Below are 13,925 nucleotides of genomic sequence, written 5' to 3' on the forward strand. Positions count from 1 at the left end.
GGAGGAACCGGAACCATGAAACGCGTACTTTTTGCAGGGCTTTCCGCCTTGATGATCGGCCAGGCCGCAGAGGCCCGAGATCTCAGGGCCGCGCCGGCCACGCCACCGTCCTCGGCGGTGATCTCGGCCATGTACAACAAACTTGCCGAATACCTTCCCGAAGAGTCGGACGGGGCGCTGAACCTCCAGATTCTCGGCATGGAAATCGTCGACTACAAGTCGGTCCTTTCGGCGCTGCAAAGCGGGCTGGCCGATGTCGCCAACGTGCTGCCTGCCTTCTTCAGCAGCGATGTGCCCAACACCGCAATGACGGTGCAGCTGGCGCTGATGAACCCCGATCCCTTCGTGATGAGCTCGGCGTTGACGGAATATGCCGTCACCTGCGAGGAATGTCAGGCAGAGTTCAAACGGGCGGGGATGGTCTACACCGGTTCCGCCTCCACCGACCCGGTCATCCTGCTGACAAGAAAGCCGATCAACAGCATCGAGGACGTCAAGGGCCTTCGCCTGCGCGTGCCTGCCGGGTCCTACGGCCGGTGGCTCAAGGAATTGGGGGGGATCCCCGTCGACATGACCCCGCCGGACCAGTTCGAGGCGATGTCCCAGGGGGTGATCGACGGAACGGTCGTGTCCCCCATCGAAATCACGACCTACAACCTGAGCGAGGTCGCCAAGTTCCTGATCGAGCTGCCCGTGGGCCTGTATTTCACCACGGCAACCGCGGCCATCTCGACGCGGACCTGGGGTAGCCTGTCGATGGACGAGCGCGCCGCCTACATGCGTGCAACCACGCGCTCTCTGGGTGACCTCAACGCGGCCTGGGGATACGATATGCCGGCCGGGGCAAGGGAAAAGGCCGTGTCCAACGGTGTGCAGTTGATGCAGCCGCCTGCGGCGCTGGTCGAGAAGACGGACGATTTCCGCAAGAGAGAATTCGACATGATGGCCGAAACCGTAACGTCGACCTACGGCATCACCGACGCAGAGGCGAAACTGAAACGGTTCGGGGAACTGGTCGAGAAATGGACGGAGATCGGCAAGGACACCGACCGGACAGCCGAAGCCATGGCCGCGCGGGTCACCGCAGAAGTCTGGGACAAGGTGGATCTTGCCACCTACGGCCAGTAAGGCCGCAAGACCGGCGGGCGGGGAGGGACGGAGGATGAGAATTCTGGCGCGCTTGTTTGCGGCGGCCTCCGTCCTGGGTGCAGCGGCTCTGATGTTGATGGCGATACATATCGTCGTCGACACGGTCCTGCGCACTGTCGGAAATCCCGTCTACGGCACGGTCGAGATCGTGGCGGGATACTACATGCCGGTTCTCGCCTTTCTGCCGCTGGCCTGGGTGATCAACCGCGAGCGGATGATCGTGATCGAGGTGTTCGGCGGCCTCTATTCCGAACGGATGATGCGGCTGAACACCCTGGTCGTCTCGCTGATCTCGGGGGGGCTGATCGCCCTGCTGGCCTATGCCACCTGGCAGGAGGCCATGGGCAAGATGGCAACGCGCGCCTTCATCATCTCCGTCGATCTGAAGCTGCCGATCTGGATTGCCCATTTCTTCCCGCCGGTCGGGCTGGCGATGGCAGCGCTCGCCTACTTCGCCATCGTGGTCCGGCTCGGGCGCGGGCTTGTGCGGGACCAAACAGGGAAAGAGACGCCCAATGAACACTGAAGTCGGCTTTGTCGGCCTGGCCGTCCTCTGCGTGCTGCTGCTCGTGCGCGTTCCGCTGGCTGTGGCCATGGCCGGCGTGGCCTATGTCGGCACCGGCTACATGGTCGGCTGGCCGGCGGCGCTGAGCACGCTGGCCACGACACCCTACAACTTCACCGCAAGCTGGACGCTCAGCGCCATCCCGATGTTCCTGCTGATGGGCTATGTCAGCTTCTACGCGAACCTGACCAACCGCCTGTTCGATGCGGCGCGGGTCGTGTTCCGCATGATCCCGGGCGGCCTGGGGATCGCCTGCATCATGGCGTGTTCGGGCTTCGCGGCTGCCTGTGGATCCAGCCTGGCGGGCGCGGCTGCCATGGGTCGGATCGCGATTCCCCGCATGGTTGCCCAGGGATACCATCCCGGCATCGCATGCGGCCTTGTTGCCGCCGGTGGCACCCTGGGTGCGCTGATCCCGCCGTCGATCCTGATGATCCTCTATTGCGTTTTCACCGAAACAGCGGTGACGCCTGTCTTTCTGGGCGGCATATCGGTCGGATTGCTCACGGCCTTCGGCTACTGCGTGGTCATCTACCTCGTTGCGCTCTTCCGGCCCCACCTCATCCCCAGGGAGGCGCAGGACAGGGACGGCACGACCACCGGTCAGGCCCTGGGCGGCGTCGCCCCCATCATCGCGCTTATCCTGCTGGTGTTCGGCGGCATGTTCGGCGGACTGTTCACGGCGACGGAGGCCGGGGCCGTCGGGGCTGTCGGTGCAATCCTGCTGGCCTGGTTCATCGGACAGCTGAACACCGGCAGTTTGCTGGAGGCGATCCGCGAGACGCTGGTGACCTGCAGCGCCCTGTTCTTTGTCGGAGTCGGGACCGTCCTGTTCACCCGGTTTCTGTCGCTCAGCGGCGTTACGGGACTGATCGGCAACGCCTTTTCGGACGCCGGCATGAGCTACTGGCAGATCATGCTGATCATTGTGCTCATTTACCTGGTGCTGGGCATGTTCATGGAGCCGCTCGGCGCGATGCTTGTGACCCTGCCGATCCTGCTGCCGATCCTCGAGGCGAATGACCTGAGCCTGATCTGGTTCGGGGTCGTGGTCGTCAAGCTTCTGGAAATCGGGATGATTACCCCGCCAATCGGCATGAACGTCTTCGTCATCAGATCCGTCGCGTCAGACTACGCATCGCTGAGCCAGATGTTTGCGGGGGCCGTTCTCTTCATTGTCTCGGACATTTTTGTGCTGGCCGCGATCATCGCCTTTCCGTCGATCGTCCTCTTCCTGCCAAGGCTACTAGGCTAGGGGTTATGTCTCCAAAGGCATGTTCCTGTCGGATCGCCCCATGTCACGCCATCCCTGCACACTTGGTCGGGCCGACATTCGGTCGTGCCATGCATGCAGATGGCCAAGGTGCGACGGGATCGTCAGTTTGACGATATCCGCAAAAATGAAGGCGGCGACGACGGTTATGTCCGCCATCGAAAACGTCTCGCCCGCGACATTGGGGCGCTGCGAAAGGACCTCGTCGAAATATCGCGCCCCGCGCAACGCCTTGTCGCGCATCCGCTCGCCCCATTCGGCATTCTGGTAGAGCTCGACATCGGGCCCGAGACCAGGGGTCGCGTGATGGAAGTAGACGCTGATCGGGTCCAGGAATTCGATCTCGGCGCGCTTGTTCATCATGTGGATCACACCCCGTTCCCGCGCCGTGGTGCCGGTGAGGCGGGGCCGGTCACCAAGATGATCAAGGTATTCGGTGATTGCGGTGCATTCGGCAATGAATGCCCCGTCTGCAAGTTCGAGGACGGGCAGGGTGCCCGAATAGTTCTTCGCCAGAAACTCCGGCCGCTTGTGGGCGCCGGTCCTCAGGTTCACTTCGACAAAACGGACCTTGTCCTGCAAACCCAATTCCGCCAGCGCGATGCGAACACGGGCAGGAAAGGGCCCCCGGTTGAAATCATGGATCGTCATCATTGGGATTTGCGCCTCTACCTACCACTTGGTAGGCACTTTGACATGGCTCGCCGCAGAGTCAATCCTGCACCATGCAAGAGAATTGAAAGCGATAGGTCATGTCCAACACCACCAGGGAGAAGATCCTCTCGACAGCTCGAACGCAGGTGCAGGCGCATGGCTATGACGGTTTGAATTTCCGGGACCTTGCCGCGACGATCGGCATCAGGGCGCCCAGCCTCTATCATCATTTCCCGAGCAAGGCGGCCCTCGGCGCCGCCGTGGCGCGGCGGTATTGCGAGGATGTGCAGGCGGCCCTCGACGCAATTTCGCAAGAGCATGACACACCGCGGGCCTGCCTGCTGGCCTATCCGGGGATATTCCGAAAGGCTCTGGACGGCGACAATCGCATCTGCCTGGCAAGCTTTCTGTCAGCCCAGAGCGATGACGTTCCCGAAGAGGTGCAGACAGAGATCCGCGAGTTTATCAATATCAACGTGACATGGCTTGCCGGGAAGCTGTCCCAGCTTGAGCCCGAGACCATCGCCATGCGGCGCGCCGATGCCATCTACGCGGCGGTCGCAGGGGCGCAATTGACGGCACGCGGGTTGGGCGGTTTGCCCCGGTATGATGGCATTATCGCAAGCTATAGAGCCGTCGGTCTGCTACCGGCGTGACACGATCGCACCCGGGCCAGCGGCACCCGGGCCTTGTCAGAGAAGGGCTGTCTTGTCCGTGCATCTGATCGTGGCGTGGCCCGCAGCGGATGGCGGCCCGCCGGCCTGTGCCAGGCTTCACGCCTTGCGCGGCTCAGGCCGGGTCCAGGGCCTGTCGGGCCGTTGCGCTCATGTCCTAGGTGCGTCGCGCACCCGGACCCACATCCCGGAACGCTTCGCTCAGCCAGGACCGCATGTCGGCATCCACGTCCTCGTCGGGTTCGAGTGTGAACCGGTGCGTGATGACTGTCTTTGTCGTGGCAAAGGCTGCTTTCAGGTGCTGGTGCCTGACCTCTCGCAGCAGGTCGATCGAGCACTCCAGATACTTGCCCTTCACATATGCGGTCGCAAAGGTCCGCGTGCTTTTCCAGGCAACCATGGTTCTGGAAACCTTCTCGGTCACGCCGTCGCCCGCGGCCAGTGCCGCGTCCCGAAACGCCATGAACACGGGAACGGCGTCCTGGTTCTTGTCCGCAAGATACTGTTCGACTTGAGGCTTTGTCATACCGAAAACCTAGCGCCCGCGCCCCGAAGGTCGAGCGGCAGCATCCTGCGCCGCAAAGCCAATCTTCGTCGCGAGTCCGTCTTCGAGGTTCATCCAGGCGACGGTGTCGTCGGACATCGCGTCGACGTCGGCGGGAAACTGGGTGCCGGACACGATGGCTCCGTATCTCCCGATGGCCGGGTAGCTGGCGGGGGAGGAGAGGCCCCCTCCCCGCCAAGGGTTCAGCGCAGGAAGCGCTTTTCGATCCGCTTCACCTCGTCCATGTCCTGAAGGCGGAAGATCTCCGAGACGGGCACGATCTCTTCGTTCACCGTCTCGATCCCGCCTTCCGCGATGATCTGCGCAAAGACTTTTTGCATCCCGGTCACGGCGGCGCGGATGGCGTGGTTGCCGTAGATCAGCATCCCGATCTTGCCGTGCGCGCGCGCCCGGGCCTCCGTCATCTGGGGATAGGCCGTCGGCACGATGACGATGGGCACGGAGCCGGACCAGGTCGCGATGAAGCTTTCGATTTCGTCCGGGGTCTCTTGCTTGGAATGGATCAGGATCATGTCGGCGCCAGCGGCCTCGTAGGCACGGGCGCGCTCCAGCGCCTCGGCCTCGCCGCGCCCGGCGATCAGCGCCTCGACCCGCGCGATAATCAGGAAATCCGGATCGCTCCGCGCGCTGACCGCGGCCTCGATCTTGCCCTGGTTTTCCGGGATCGGCAAAAGATCCTGACGACCGCCGGCAATCAGCGACGTGACCTTGGGAAAGGCCTTGTCCTCGATCACCACGGCCGAGGCGCCCGCTGCCTCGAACTGCTTCACGGTGTGGATGACATTGACCGCATTGCCATACCCGGTGTCGATATCGGCAACGATCGGCAGGGACGACCGGTCGGCCATCCGGCGCATGTTGTCCAGATGCTGGGTCATCGAAACAAGCGAGACGTCCGCGAGGCCCAAGGCCGCCGAAAACTCGAACCCGCTGGCCCAGATGGCGTCGAACCCGGCTTCTTCCACCAGGCGGGCGGACATTGGGTCATGGGCTGCCATGACGCGGGCCATCCCGCCAGAAGAGATGATCTCTCGCAGCGACTTGCTGGTGTTTCTCATTGTCGGGTCTCCTTCCCTTGTGGGGATCAGGCTCAAGCGGCCAGTTTTGCGACGGCGGCGCCAATGGCGCTGCAGGCGTGTCGCAGGTCTTCCTCGGAGGATGCGTAGGAAATGCGGATGAAGCCGTCGGCCAGGAAGCCCGAACCGGGCACCACGGCGACGCCGGCCTCTTCCATAAGGTACATGGCGAAATCCATGTCTGTCGCGATCCGCCTGCCAGAGGGTGCCATCCGGCCCAGCAGTGCATCGCAGGCGGCGAAAACATAGAAGGCGCCATCGGGTGTGCGGCAGCTGAGCCCATCAATCCCGTTGAGCAGGTCGACCACAAGGTCTCGTCGCGCCCGGAAGGCCGTGCGGAAGTCCGGCAGAAAGCTCTGATCGCCGGTCAACGCCTCAAGCGCGGCATATTGCGCAATCGAGCAGGTGTGCGAGGTCGACTGACCCTGCACGGTATTCATCGCCTTTACCAGCTCCAGCGGGCCAGCCGCATAGCCCACGCGCCAGCCGGTCATCGCATAGGATTTCGACACGCCGTTGACTGTCAGGACCCGGCCTGCCAGATCGGGTGCGACCTCGGCCATGGTGGCAAAGGCGGCCTCGCCATAGACGAGATGTTCATAGATGTCGTCGGACAGGACCCAGACATCAGGGAAGTCGCGCAACACGTCGGCCAGCGCGGCGAGGTCGGCACGGGAGTACACGGCGCCGGTCGGGTTCGACGGCGAATTGAGCATCAGCCACTTGGTGCGCGGGCCAAGCGCCGCCCGCAGCGCCTCGGGCTTCAGGATGAAACCGTCGGCGACATGGGTTTCGATCGCAATGGGCGTACCACCGGCCAGCTTGACCATCTCGGGATAGGACACCCAGCACGGCGTCGGGAACACCACCTCGGATCCCTCGTCGAGGCTTGCCACCAGCGCATTGAACAGAAGCTGTTTGGCGCCACACCCCACGGTGACCTGATCGGCCGAGAAGGTGAGCCCGTTCTCGCGCCGGAACTTGTCCGCCACCGCCTCGCGCAGCGGCGCGATCCCGGCCACCGCAGTGTATTTCGTGTGCCCGGCCGCGATTGCATCGGTTGCGGCCTTGCAGATGTTGGGCGGGGTGTCGAAATCCGGCTCGCCCTGGCTGAGCGTGATGATGGACCGGCCTTCGGCCCGAAGGCTCGCCGCCAGTGCGGTCATGGCCTTGGTCTGCGACGGTTTCACCGCCGCCAGTTTCGAGGAAAGAATTCCCATAGTCTTGTCTTTGCCTTTTGGAGGTAGGGGTGCGGGCCCGCGAAAGGCCCGCATTTGGGGATCAGCCGCGTGCGGCGGCCCACAGTTCAAGCAGGTGCTCGCGCGCGTCGCCCGCATCGGTCTGATCGACGTCGATGACCTTGATGTCCTTCATCAGTGGCAGGCCGCTGGCCGCGATGGACTCGTCAAGGTCGCCACGCGAGGGCCGGCGGAAGGTCAGCTCGAAGAGCTGTTGCTGAAGGCCGTGCGACAGCAGGATGTCATAGACCCGCTTGGCGTCGTCGGGGTTCGGGCCGTCCTTGATCAGGGCCATGCCTTCGGGCGACAGGAAGGTGCCATCGGTCGGATAGGTCAGCGAAATCTCGTCCTGTCCGCCCGCGACATAGCGCTGCGCTGCGTATTCCATGGTCATGCCGACCGGGTATTCGCCCTGGGCCACCGCCTTGTAGACGCCGCTGGTGCTGCCCTGCACCTCGACCACATCGGCCAGCCTTTGCACGCCCTCTTCGCCGTAGAGCCGGTAGATGCCGTAAAGCTGGGCATAGGCAGAGCTGGAATTGGCGGGATCGGCCATCGTGACCTTGCCTTCCCAGGCCGGGTCCATGAGGTCCTCCCATGTCGAGGGCGCCTTGCCGTCGAGAACGTCGGCATTCACCATCAGCACCATCACATGGGTGTTGGTCCCTGTCCAAGGAACGTCCTTGGCCTGAAGTGCGGGCAGAAGGCTGTCGGCCTCGGGCGTGGCGTAATCGGTAAACAGCTCAGAGAATCCCGCGAGGGTCGAGAAACCGCTGCTCCAGAACAGATCGGCGGCGGGGGCGGATTTCTCGGCGTCGATCCGGCGCAGCAGCGACCCGGAGCCGCCACCGATCACGTTGACCTTGATGTCGGGCGCCTGTTCGGCCAGCGCATCGAGCACCTGCGCCACCGCGTCCTCGCTGTTGGAGGTATAGAGGTTCACGTCCCCCGCCTGCGCGGCACCGGAGAGAGGGACGGACAGCGCGACGGAAAGGGCAAGCAGAGAGATACCGCGGAAATAGGTCATGGTCTTCGGTCCTTTGGTCAAGATGAGAAGAGGCGTAATTTCATCACCTTGATCCCGATGAAGACCGGAACGAGGATGATGATCATGTTGATGACGCCGAAGGCCGAAGCCCGCGCCATCAGATCCGAGGAAATCAGGCGAAAGATCTGGATCGGCAGGGTTTCCTGCCCGGCCTGATAGATGACGACGCTGGCGCTCAGCTCGGCCACGGTGGTCACCCATGTCAGGATCGCCGCCGCCGCGATGCCGGGCGCCATCAGCGGCAGCACCACGTTGCGCAGGGTGCGCATCGGCGGCACCCCGAGGCTGACGGAGGCCTCTTCGAGCGAATTCGAGATGTTGTGCAGGTTGGACGAGGCATTGCGCACACCGAAGGGCAGGCGCCGCACCATCATGGCGAGGACCATGAGAATGGCCGTCCCGGTCAGCACCACCGGTCCGCTGTTGAATCCCTGCGCCAGTGCGATCCCCAGCACCGTGCCCGAAATGGTCAGCGGCAGCAGCAGCAGGTAGTCCACTGCCGGGCTCATCACGTTGCGCTTCTTGATCAGCAGATAGGACACCAGCGTCGCGAAGATGACGCCAAGCACCGTGGCGAGCGACGCGAATTTCAGCGAATTGCCGATCACCGACAGGTTGAAGTTCCAGATGCGCTGATAATGCTCCAGGGTGAACTGCCCCCAGTACAGCACCGGGCCGCGCGAGACCGTGAAGGATCCGACCAGCACCACCAGCGCGGGCAGCAGCGACAGCAGGATGATGATCCCGGCCAGCCCCGAGACGACAACGGATTTCCAGCCGCGCAGCCTGGCCCGGGGCGGCGTGCGCCCGGCAACCATCTGGTAGTTGCGCCTGGCCAGGTAGCGCCTCTGGAAGAACAGCACCGACGCGACCAGCAGGATCGAGACCGTTGCGAGGGTGGACTGCATGGTGGGGTTGCCCCCGAGTTCGCTGATGAAGCTGCGGTAGGTCATGACCGAAAGCAACGTCACCCGCTGCGCCAGCGCGATGGAGATCGCGAAGTTGCCGACCGCCAGCGTGAAGACGATCAGCCCCGAAGACAGGACCGCCGGCAGGATGGTCGGAAACACCACCCGCAGATAGGTGGGCAAAGGCGCTGTGCCGAGGCTCTGCCCGGCCTCTTCGAGGCTGTGATCCACCCCCCGCAGCGCCGCCAGCGCGGCCAGGAAAACGTGGACGTAGAACGTGAGCGTCATCACGTAGATCAGGCCGAACCAGCCGTAAAATCGCGGAAATCTCACGCCGATCAAGTCGAAGAGATTGGTGACGATCCCGTTGTTGCCGAACACCATGACCCAGGACTGCGCCGAGATCAGCTCGGGGATGATCAGGACCGACAGGGGCAGCAGCATGATGATATTGCTGAAGGGGATTTCGTAGCGGGCAACGACGAAGGCGAGGAAGACCCCGACGACGGTGCAGGTGCACGTCACGACGATGCCGAGGATGACGGTGTTCATCAGCGCCTCCAGGTAGCGCCCCTTGGTGAGAAAGGTCACGAACCCGTCCAGCGAAAAGCCGCCGCCTTCGCCGATGAAGCTGCGCGCCAGAACCCCCAGCACGGGGTAGCCGACGAAGATGAGAAGAAACCCGAGGGCGAGGGCGGTCAGAAGCCCCCAGGGCAGAAAGCGGTTCACGAGTCTGCCTCCGGCACGAAGACACATGTGTCCCCGAGGCTCACGATCACCTCTTCGCCGCGTCCGATCTTGGCCGCGCCGGCTTCACCGAAAGCCTCCACCTGAAGGTCCCGCCCGTCCGGCAGGGCGACGCGATAGCTCGTGCGATAGCCCTGGAACTGCATCGAGACGACACGCCCGGAAAGCTGGCCATCGCCCGGGGCGCTGTCGGGGGCCGCCGCAGGCCTGATCCCGAGGTTCTCGGGACGTGCCACCATCAGATAGCGCCCGTCGTCCGATTGGCGCATGATCCGCCCGGCCGCCTGTGTGCCGAGGACCCGGAACCTGTGCAGGCCGCCTGCGTCCTCGCCAAGACGCTCGGCCGGCAATAGGTTCGCCGAGCCGACAAAATCCGCGACATAGGCCGTTTCGGGATTGCGGTAGACATCGACGGGCGGGCCGCATTGATCGATGCGGCCGTTTTTCATCACCGCGATCTCGTCGGACATGGCCAGCGCCTCTTCCTGATCGTGGGTCACGAAGATGGTCGTGGTGCGCGTTTCGAGCTGGAGCGAGCGGATCACGTCGCGCATCTGGACGCGCAGCGAGGCGTCGAGGTTCGACAGCGGCTCGTCCATGAGCAGCACCCGCGGCTCGATCACCAGCGCGCGTGCAAGCGCCACCCGCTGGCGCTGACCGCCGCTCATTTCGCTGGGCAGCCGGTCGCCCAGCCCGGCGAGTCCCACCCGTTCCAGATATTCGGAAACCCTGGTGCGGATATCGCGCGGTGCGACCCGCCGTGCCCGCAGGCCATAGGCCACGTTTTCCGACACGGTCTTGTCCGGGAACAGCGCGTAGTCCTGGAAAACCATGCCGACACCGCGTCTGTGCGGCGACACCTGTGTCATGTCATCGGAGCCGAACCGCACCTGGCCGGATGTCGGAGAGACGAACCCGGCGACGATCCGCAAGAGCGTGGTCTTGCCGCACCCGCTCGGGCCGAGAAGCGTGAAGAAGGTGCCGTCGGCGATCTTCCGGTGCACGCCCTCCAGGACACGGACGTCACCATAGGACTTGTTGACATCAATCAAGGACAGTTCTGTCACCAGATCACCCCGCTCCTGGCTCGACGGACGAAGCCTGACGGGTCCGTCTCTTGCGGTGAGCTTAAGGCGGCGGTAACCGGCGTTTCTAGCGCGTTCGACTAACTCTTTCGTTCGTTTTTCTTACGAAGACACAGTCTTGTCGCATAAAATAAGCACAATATTTGTGCAGATAATAAGTTTTTGTTACATTCCGTGGGCTGCGATGCGGCAACGCGGCTTTCAGCCGACGCCGCGGGGCGGGGCATGTTCAGGAATACAGTTCCCACTCGACATCCTGCGGCGGTGTCTCGCTGCCTGTTGCGTCCTGCCTGAGCCAGCCGATGAAACGTTCGATGTTCCGCAAGTTCCGGTTCTTGGTGTCGTGCAGGGCATAAAAGCCGGAGCCGACTACGAAATGCTCGGGGAAAAGCGCCACCAGCCGGCCCGCAGCCAGTTCATCCTCGACAAAGACCCGTGGGCACAGGCAGATCCCGGCACCGCTGCGTGCCGAGGCGAGGCCAAGGAAGATGTGATCGAAGATCTGGCCGGAAAGCGTCTGGCTGGTCTCGATGCCGGACTTTCGGAACCAGTTGGGCCAGGCCGAGATCCTGCTCTTGATATGAAGCAGCTTGTAGCGGAACAGGTCCGAGGGGTGTTCTGGCGGTTCGCTCTCGACCAGGGCCGGCGCGGCGACGGCAATTGTGACGTCGTCGAGAATCCGGGTGCATTCCATTCCCGTCCTCTTCATCGGAAACCGGCGGATGATGATATCGCTGCTGTCATATTCCTTGCTGAGAACATCTGTGGTCGATGTCTCTGTCCGAACCTCCATCTTGGGAAACTGGCGCTGGAATTCCGCAACGCGCGGCACCAGCCACTGGACGGAAAATGTCGGGGTCGCATTGACGCTGATACGGTTCACAATGGGCGAGACGGAAAGATTTTCTGACGCAACGGCGATCTGATCGAGGCTCTCGGTCAGATCCTGCAGGAAGGTACGCGCCTTTGGAGTCAGCTCGACCCCGTTCCCCTTCTTGCGAAACAGCTTCTGGTCGAAATGCTGCTCCAGTATTTTGATCTGCTGGCTTATCGCGCTATGGCTCACGTTCAGTTCGGCGGCGGCCCTGGTTACGCTTTCGTGGCGCGCGGCCGCCTCGAAGGCGTGGAGAGCTTTGAGCGGGGGCAATCTGCGCATGGTGCCTGTCTCTTTTGCTAACATGTCCGTATGTGCGGCATGGTAGGGCCGGCCACTGGAGTCCGCCATCAATCTCGTGGAGGCCCCGGCCCGTTACTCCCTGTAATACCCGAGGGAGGTCGATATGCCCTCTGCCGCCTCCAGAATCGCGTCGAGCTGTTCCGGGTGTGGTTGGGGCGGCAGATACTGCACGAGGTCGACGATGCCCACGGCGCCAAGGACCGCGCCGCTGGCGTCGAAGAAGGGCGCCGCCAGAGCGTTCAGCCCGATGGCGGATTGGTTGGGCGCTGTCGCCCATCCCTGACTGCGCACCTTATCAAGTTCCTGCAGGAGCGGCCCGAGCGTGACAATTGTTTCGGTCGTGGTGGCAGTCATGGGGCGCTCCAGCACGGTCTGGCGAAACTCCGGATCCGCATGTGCCAGCATCACCCGCCCCTGAGCGGAGTTGTGAAACGGCAGAAGCGAGCCGGGCTTTACCCCGATCTCGATCGGGGAGCGTCCGGAAATGGCCATCACAATGCGCGCGCCGCTGTGCTCGAACTGGGATAGAACACTGGATTGCCCGAGCGTTTCGCGGAGCTTGCTCAGATGCGGCTGCGCCAGTGCCGTAAGGTTCGAAGCTTCGCTGACGCGACGCCCCAGCGAAATGAGGCGGCTGCCCACGCGGTAACGGCCCGTTTCTTCGGATTGCTCGACATATCCCTGTTCCAGCAGAGTGCGCAGTTGCCTGTGCACGCGCGTCTTTGTGGTGCCCAGTTTCCCGGCCAGCTCGGTGACTCCCATCTCCCCTTTCGCATGCGCCAGGGCTTCGAGCGTCCGCAATGTCAGCACGGCGCCCTGGTTACCTTGTCCGCCGTCACCGCTGATCTTGGGCATGGGTATCACTCCGGTCGTCTGGATCATCCTCAGTACAGCCGCTTGACAAGTGAGCGGTCAATGGCGATACCGTGTTACGGTGATCATAATCGTGTTTCATCTAACGAAACACAAGCAAATAATTCGGGGGAGGTGATGCCGGTGAGGGGAGAGAGAAATTTTCGCCAGCGCGTGCTGGCGGGTGACCGGTTGATCGGCACATTCATCAAGACGCCCACCTCTCATGCCGCCGAGATTCTGGCGCAGGAGGGGTACGATTTCGTCGTGATCGACGAGGAGCACGCGCCCTTCAATCCGGAGACGACAGAGAAGATCCTGATGGCCTGCCACCATGCCGGCATTGCCGGAGTCGTCCGCGTTGCCGATACGGGGCAGATCCTGCGGGTGCTTGATTGCGGCGCCGATGGCGTGCTTGTGCCCCATGTCGATAGCGCGACGCGGGCGGGTGCCGTTGTGGCCGCGGCCCGCTACCGTGGCGGGTCGCGCGGATTTTCCAACACGACGCGGGCAGGGCAGTTCGGGAAAATCGGCATGGCGGACCACATCGCGGCGCAGGATCACGGCATCGCGGTCATTGCCATGATGGAAGATGTCCCCGCCATCGCCTGCATTAACGAAATCGCGGCGGTGGACGGGATCGACGCCTTCTTCATCGGACGCGGCGACCTGACCGTTGCCTTCGAGGCGGACAGTGCTTCGGCCCCCGACGTTGTCGCCGCCGTCGAGGCGATCACCGGGGCCGCAGGGCGCGTCGGGCGGAAGGTTTTTGTGTTGTCCGGCACACCACAGGACGCAAAGGCGCTGTCGGGGCAGGGCGCGACCGGGTTCATCCTCGCATCCGACCAGGGCCTTTTGAGAGAAGGCGCGAAAGCCGCGATGGACCGCTTTTCCGCCGCTCTGGACTGAATTCA

General features: G+C 63.2%; 15 protein-coding genes. 5 read left to right on the forward strand and 10 right to left on the reverse strand.

Features of this window, described 5'->3' with window-relative positions; all coding sequences use genetic code 11:
* The first annotated feature begins 15 nt into the window (after nucleotides 1–15).
* Genes GLS40_RS09635 through GLS40_RS09645 form a run of 3 tightly spaced genes read left to right on the forward strand, consistent with a single transcriptional unit; the run spans nucleotide 16 to nucleotide 2,969 of the window.
* Complete coding sequence (locus GLS40_RS09635; protein ID WP_160382546.1) at nucleotides 16–1,128, forward strand: C4-dicarboxylate TRAP transporter substrate-binding protein; 1,113 nt, start codon at nucleotides 16–18, stop codon at nucleotides 1,126–1,128.
* A gap of 34 nt (nucleotides 1,129–1,162) precedes the next feature.
* Entirely contained in the window at nucleotides 1,163–1,675 is a 513-nt protein-coding gene (locus GLS40_RS09640; protein ID WP_160382547.1) for a TRAP transporter small permease, read from the forward strand.
* Nucleotides 1,665–2,969 carry a TRAP transporter large permease gene (locus tag GLS40_RS09645; RefSeq protein WP_160382548.1) on the forward strand — a complete coding sequence of 435 codons (1,305 nt, stop codon included), beginning with the start codon at nucleotides 1,665–1,667 and terminating at the stop codon, nucleotides 2,967–2,969. Before GLS40_RS09640 ends, GLS40_RS09645 begins: the two co-directional genes overlap by 11 nt.
* 3 nt (nucleotides 2,970–2,972) lie before the next feature.
* Here GLS40_RS09645 and GLS40_RS09650 read toward each other — a convergent pair whose 3' ends face one another.
* Nucleotides 2,973–3,641, reverse strand: coding sequence for a glutathione S-transferase (locus tag GLS40_RS09650; RefSeq protein ID WP_235905849.1), 669 nt, complete (start codon nucleotides 3,639–3,641; stop codon nucleotides 2,973–2,975).
* Between the two features lie 98 nt (nucleotides 3,642–3,739).
* Here GLS40_RS09650 and GLS40_RS09655 point away from each other — a divergent pair, with 98 nt between their 5' ends.
* On the forward strand, nucleotides 3,740–4,297 hold the full coding sequence (locus GLS40_RS09655) for a TetR/AcrR family transcriptional regulator (protein ID WP_160382549.1): 558 nt from the start codon (nucleotides 3,740–3,742) through the stop codon (nucleotides 4,295–4,297).
* 175 nt (nucleotides 4,298–4,472) lie between these two features.
* On the opposite strand, the gene GLS40_RS09660 is transcribed toward GLS40_RS09655, so the two are convergent.
* The 9 genes from GLS40_RS09660 to GLS40_RS09700 form a co-directional block, all read right to left on the reverse strand.
* Nucleotides 4,473–4,841 (reverse strand): DUF5655 domain-containing protein, encoded by a 369-nt coding sequence (locus GLS40_RS09660; RefSeq protein ID WP_160382550.1) that lies wholly within the window; start codon nucleotides 4,839–4,841, stop codon nucleotides 4,473–4,475.
* 9 nt (nucleotides 4,842–4,850) lie between these two features.
* Nucleotides 4,851–4,994 carry a hypothetical protein gene (locus tag GLS40_RS09665; RefSeq protein WP_160382551.1) on the reverse strand — a complete coding sequence of 48 codons (144 nt, stop codon included), beginning with the start codon at nucleotides 4,992–4,994 and terminating at the stop codon, nucleotides 4,851–4,853.
* 68 nt (nucleotides 4,995–5,062) lie between these two features.
* Entirely contained in the window at nucleotides 5,063–5,938 is an 876-nt protein-coding gene (locus GLS40_RS09670) for an isocitrate lyase/phosphoenolpyruvate mutase family protein (RefSeq protein WP_160382552.1), read from the reverse strand.
* Nucleotides 5,939–5,970: 32 nt separating this feature from the next.
* Entirely contained in the window at nucleotides 5,971–7,176 is a 1,206-nt protein-coding gene (locus GLS40_RS09675; protein ID WP_160382553.1) for a pyridoxal phosphate-dependent aminotransferase, read from the reverse strand.
* A 61-nt stretch (nucleotides 7,177–7,237) separates the two neighbouring features.
* The gene (locus GLS40_RS09680) at nucleotides 7,238–8,221 is read right to left on the reverse strand and encodes an extracellular solute-binding protein (protein ID WP_160382554.1); all 984 of its coding nucleotides are present in this window, start codon (nucleotides 8,219–8,221) and stop codon (nucleotides 7,238–7,240) included.
* A 17-nt stretch (nucleotides 8,222–8,238) separates the two neighbouring features.
* Nucleotides 8,239–9,879 carry an ABC transporter permease gene (locus GLS40_RS09685; protein WP_202076037.1) on the reverse strand — a complete coding sequence of 547 codons (1,641 nt, stop codon included), beginning with the start codon at nucleotides 9,877–9,879 and terminating at the stop codon, nucleotides 8,239–8,241.
* On the reverse strand, nucleotides 9,876–10,964 hold the full coding sequence (locus GLS40_RS09690) for an ABC transporter ATP-binding protein (protein WP_160382556.1): 1,089 nt from the start codon (nucleotides 10,962–10,964) through the stop codon (nucleotides 9,876–9,878). Before GLS40_RS09690 ends, GLS40_RS09685 begins: the two co-directional genes overlap by 4 nt.
* 247 nt (nucleotides 10,965–11,211) lie before the next feature.
* The gene (locus GLS40_RS09695; RefSeq protein WP_160382557.1) at nucleotides 11,212–12,138 is read right to left on the reverse strand and encodes a LysR substrate-binding domain-containing protein; all 927 of its coding nucleotides are present in this window, start codon (nucleotides 12,136–12,138) and stop codon (nucleotides 11,212–11,214) included.
* Nucleotides 12,139–12,231: 93 nt separating this feature from the next.
* A complete protein-coding gene (locus GLS40_RS09700; RefSeq protein WP_160382558.1) occupies nucleotides 12,232–13,014 on the reverse strand; it encodes an IclR family transcriptional regulator in 783 nt (260 codons plus the stop codon).
* 141 nt (nucleotides 13,015–13,155) lie between these two features.
* Here GLS40_RS09700 and GLS40_RS09705 point away from each other — a divergent pair, with 141 nt between their 5' ends.
* Nucleotides 13,156–13,920 (forward strand): HpcH/HpaI aldolase family protein, encoded by a 765-nt coding sequence (locus GLS40_RS09705; RefSeq protein ID WP_408003728.1) that lies wholly within the window; start codon nucleotides 13,156–13,158, stop codon nucleotides 13,918–13,920.
* The last annotated feature ends 5 nt before the right edge of the window (nucleotides 13,921–13,925 follow it).

This window comes from Pseudooceanicola pacificus, assembly GCF_009789075.1.
Lineage (GTDB): Bacteria > Pseudomonadota > Alphaproteobacteria > Rhodobacterales > Rhodobacteraceae > Pseudooceanicola > Pseudooceanicola pacificus.

What these genes read in the sequence shown, in the direction of transcription:
- GLS40_RS09640 (WP_160382547.1), top strand. Translation starts at nt 1,163, where the DNA reads ATGAGAATTCTGGCGCGCTTGTTTGCGGCGGCCTCCGTCCTGGGTGCA.
- GLS40_RS09660 (WP_160382550.1), bottom strand. Translation starts at nt 4,841, where the DNA reads ATGACAAAGCCTCAAGTCGAACAGTATCTTGCGGACAAGAACCAGGAC.
- GLS40_RS09645 (WP_160382548.1), top strand. Translation starts at nt 1,665, where the DNA reads ATGAACACTGAAGTCGGCTTTGTCGGCCTGGCCGTCCTCTGCGTGCTG.
- GLS40_RS09700 (WP_160382558.1), bottom strand. Translation starts at nt 13,014, where the DNA reads ATGCCCAAGATCAGCGGTGACGGCGGACAAGGTAACCAGGGCGCCGTG.
- GLS40_RS09675 (WP_160382553.1), bottom strand. Translation starts at nt 7,176, where the DNA reads ATGGGAATTCTTTCCTCGAAACTGGCGGCGGTGAAACCGTCGCAGACC.
- GLS40_RS09635 (WP_160382546.1), top strand. Translation starts at nt 16, where the DNA reads ATGAAACGCGTACTTTTTGCAGGGCTTTCCGCCTTGATGATCGGCCAG.
- GLS40_RS09680 (WP_160382554.1), bottom strand. Translation starts at nt 8,221, where the DNA reads ATGACCTATTTCCGCGGTATCTCTCTGCTTGCCCTTTCCGTCGCGCTG.
- GLS40_RS09650 (WP_235905849.1), bottom strand. Translation starts at nt 3,641, where the DNA reads ATGATGACGATCCATGATTTCAACCGGGGGCCCTTTCCTGCCCGTGTT.
- GLS40_RS09655 (WP_160382549.1), top strand. Translation starts at nt 3,740, where the DNA reads ATGTCCAACACCACCAGGGAGAAGATCCTCTCGACAGCTCGAACGCAG.
- GLS40_RS09695 (WP_160382557.1), bottom strand. Translation starts at nt 12,138, where the DNA reads ATGCGCAGATTGCCCCCGCTCAAAGCTCTCCACGCCTTCGAGGCGGCC.
- GLS40_RS09670 (WP_160382552.1), bottom strand. Translation starts at nt 5,938, where the DNA reads ATGAGAAACACCAGCAAGTCGCTGCGAGAGATCATCTCTTCTGGCGGG.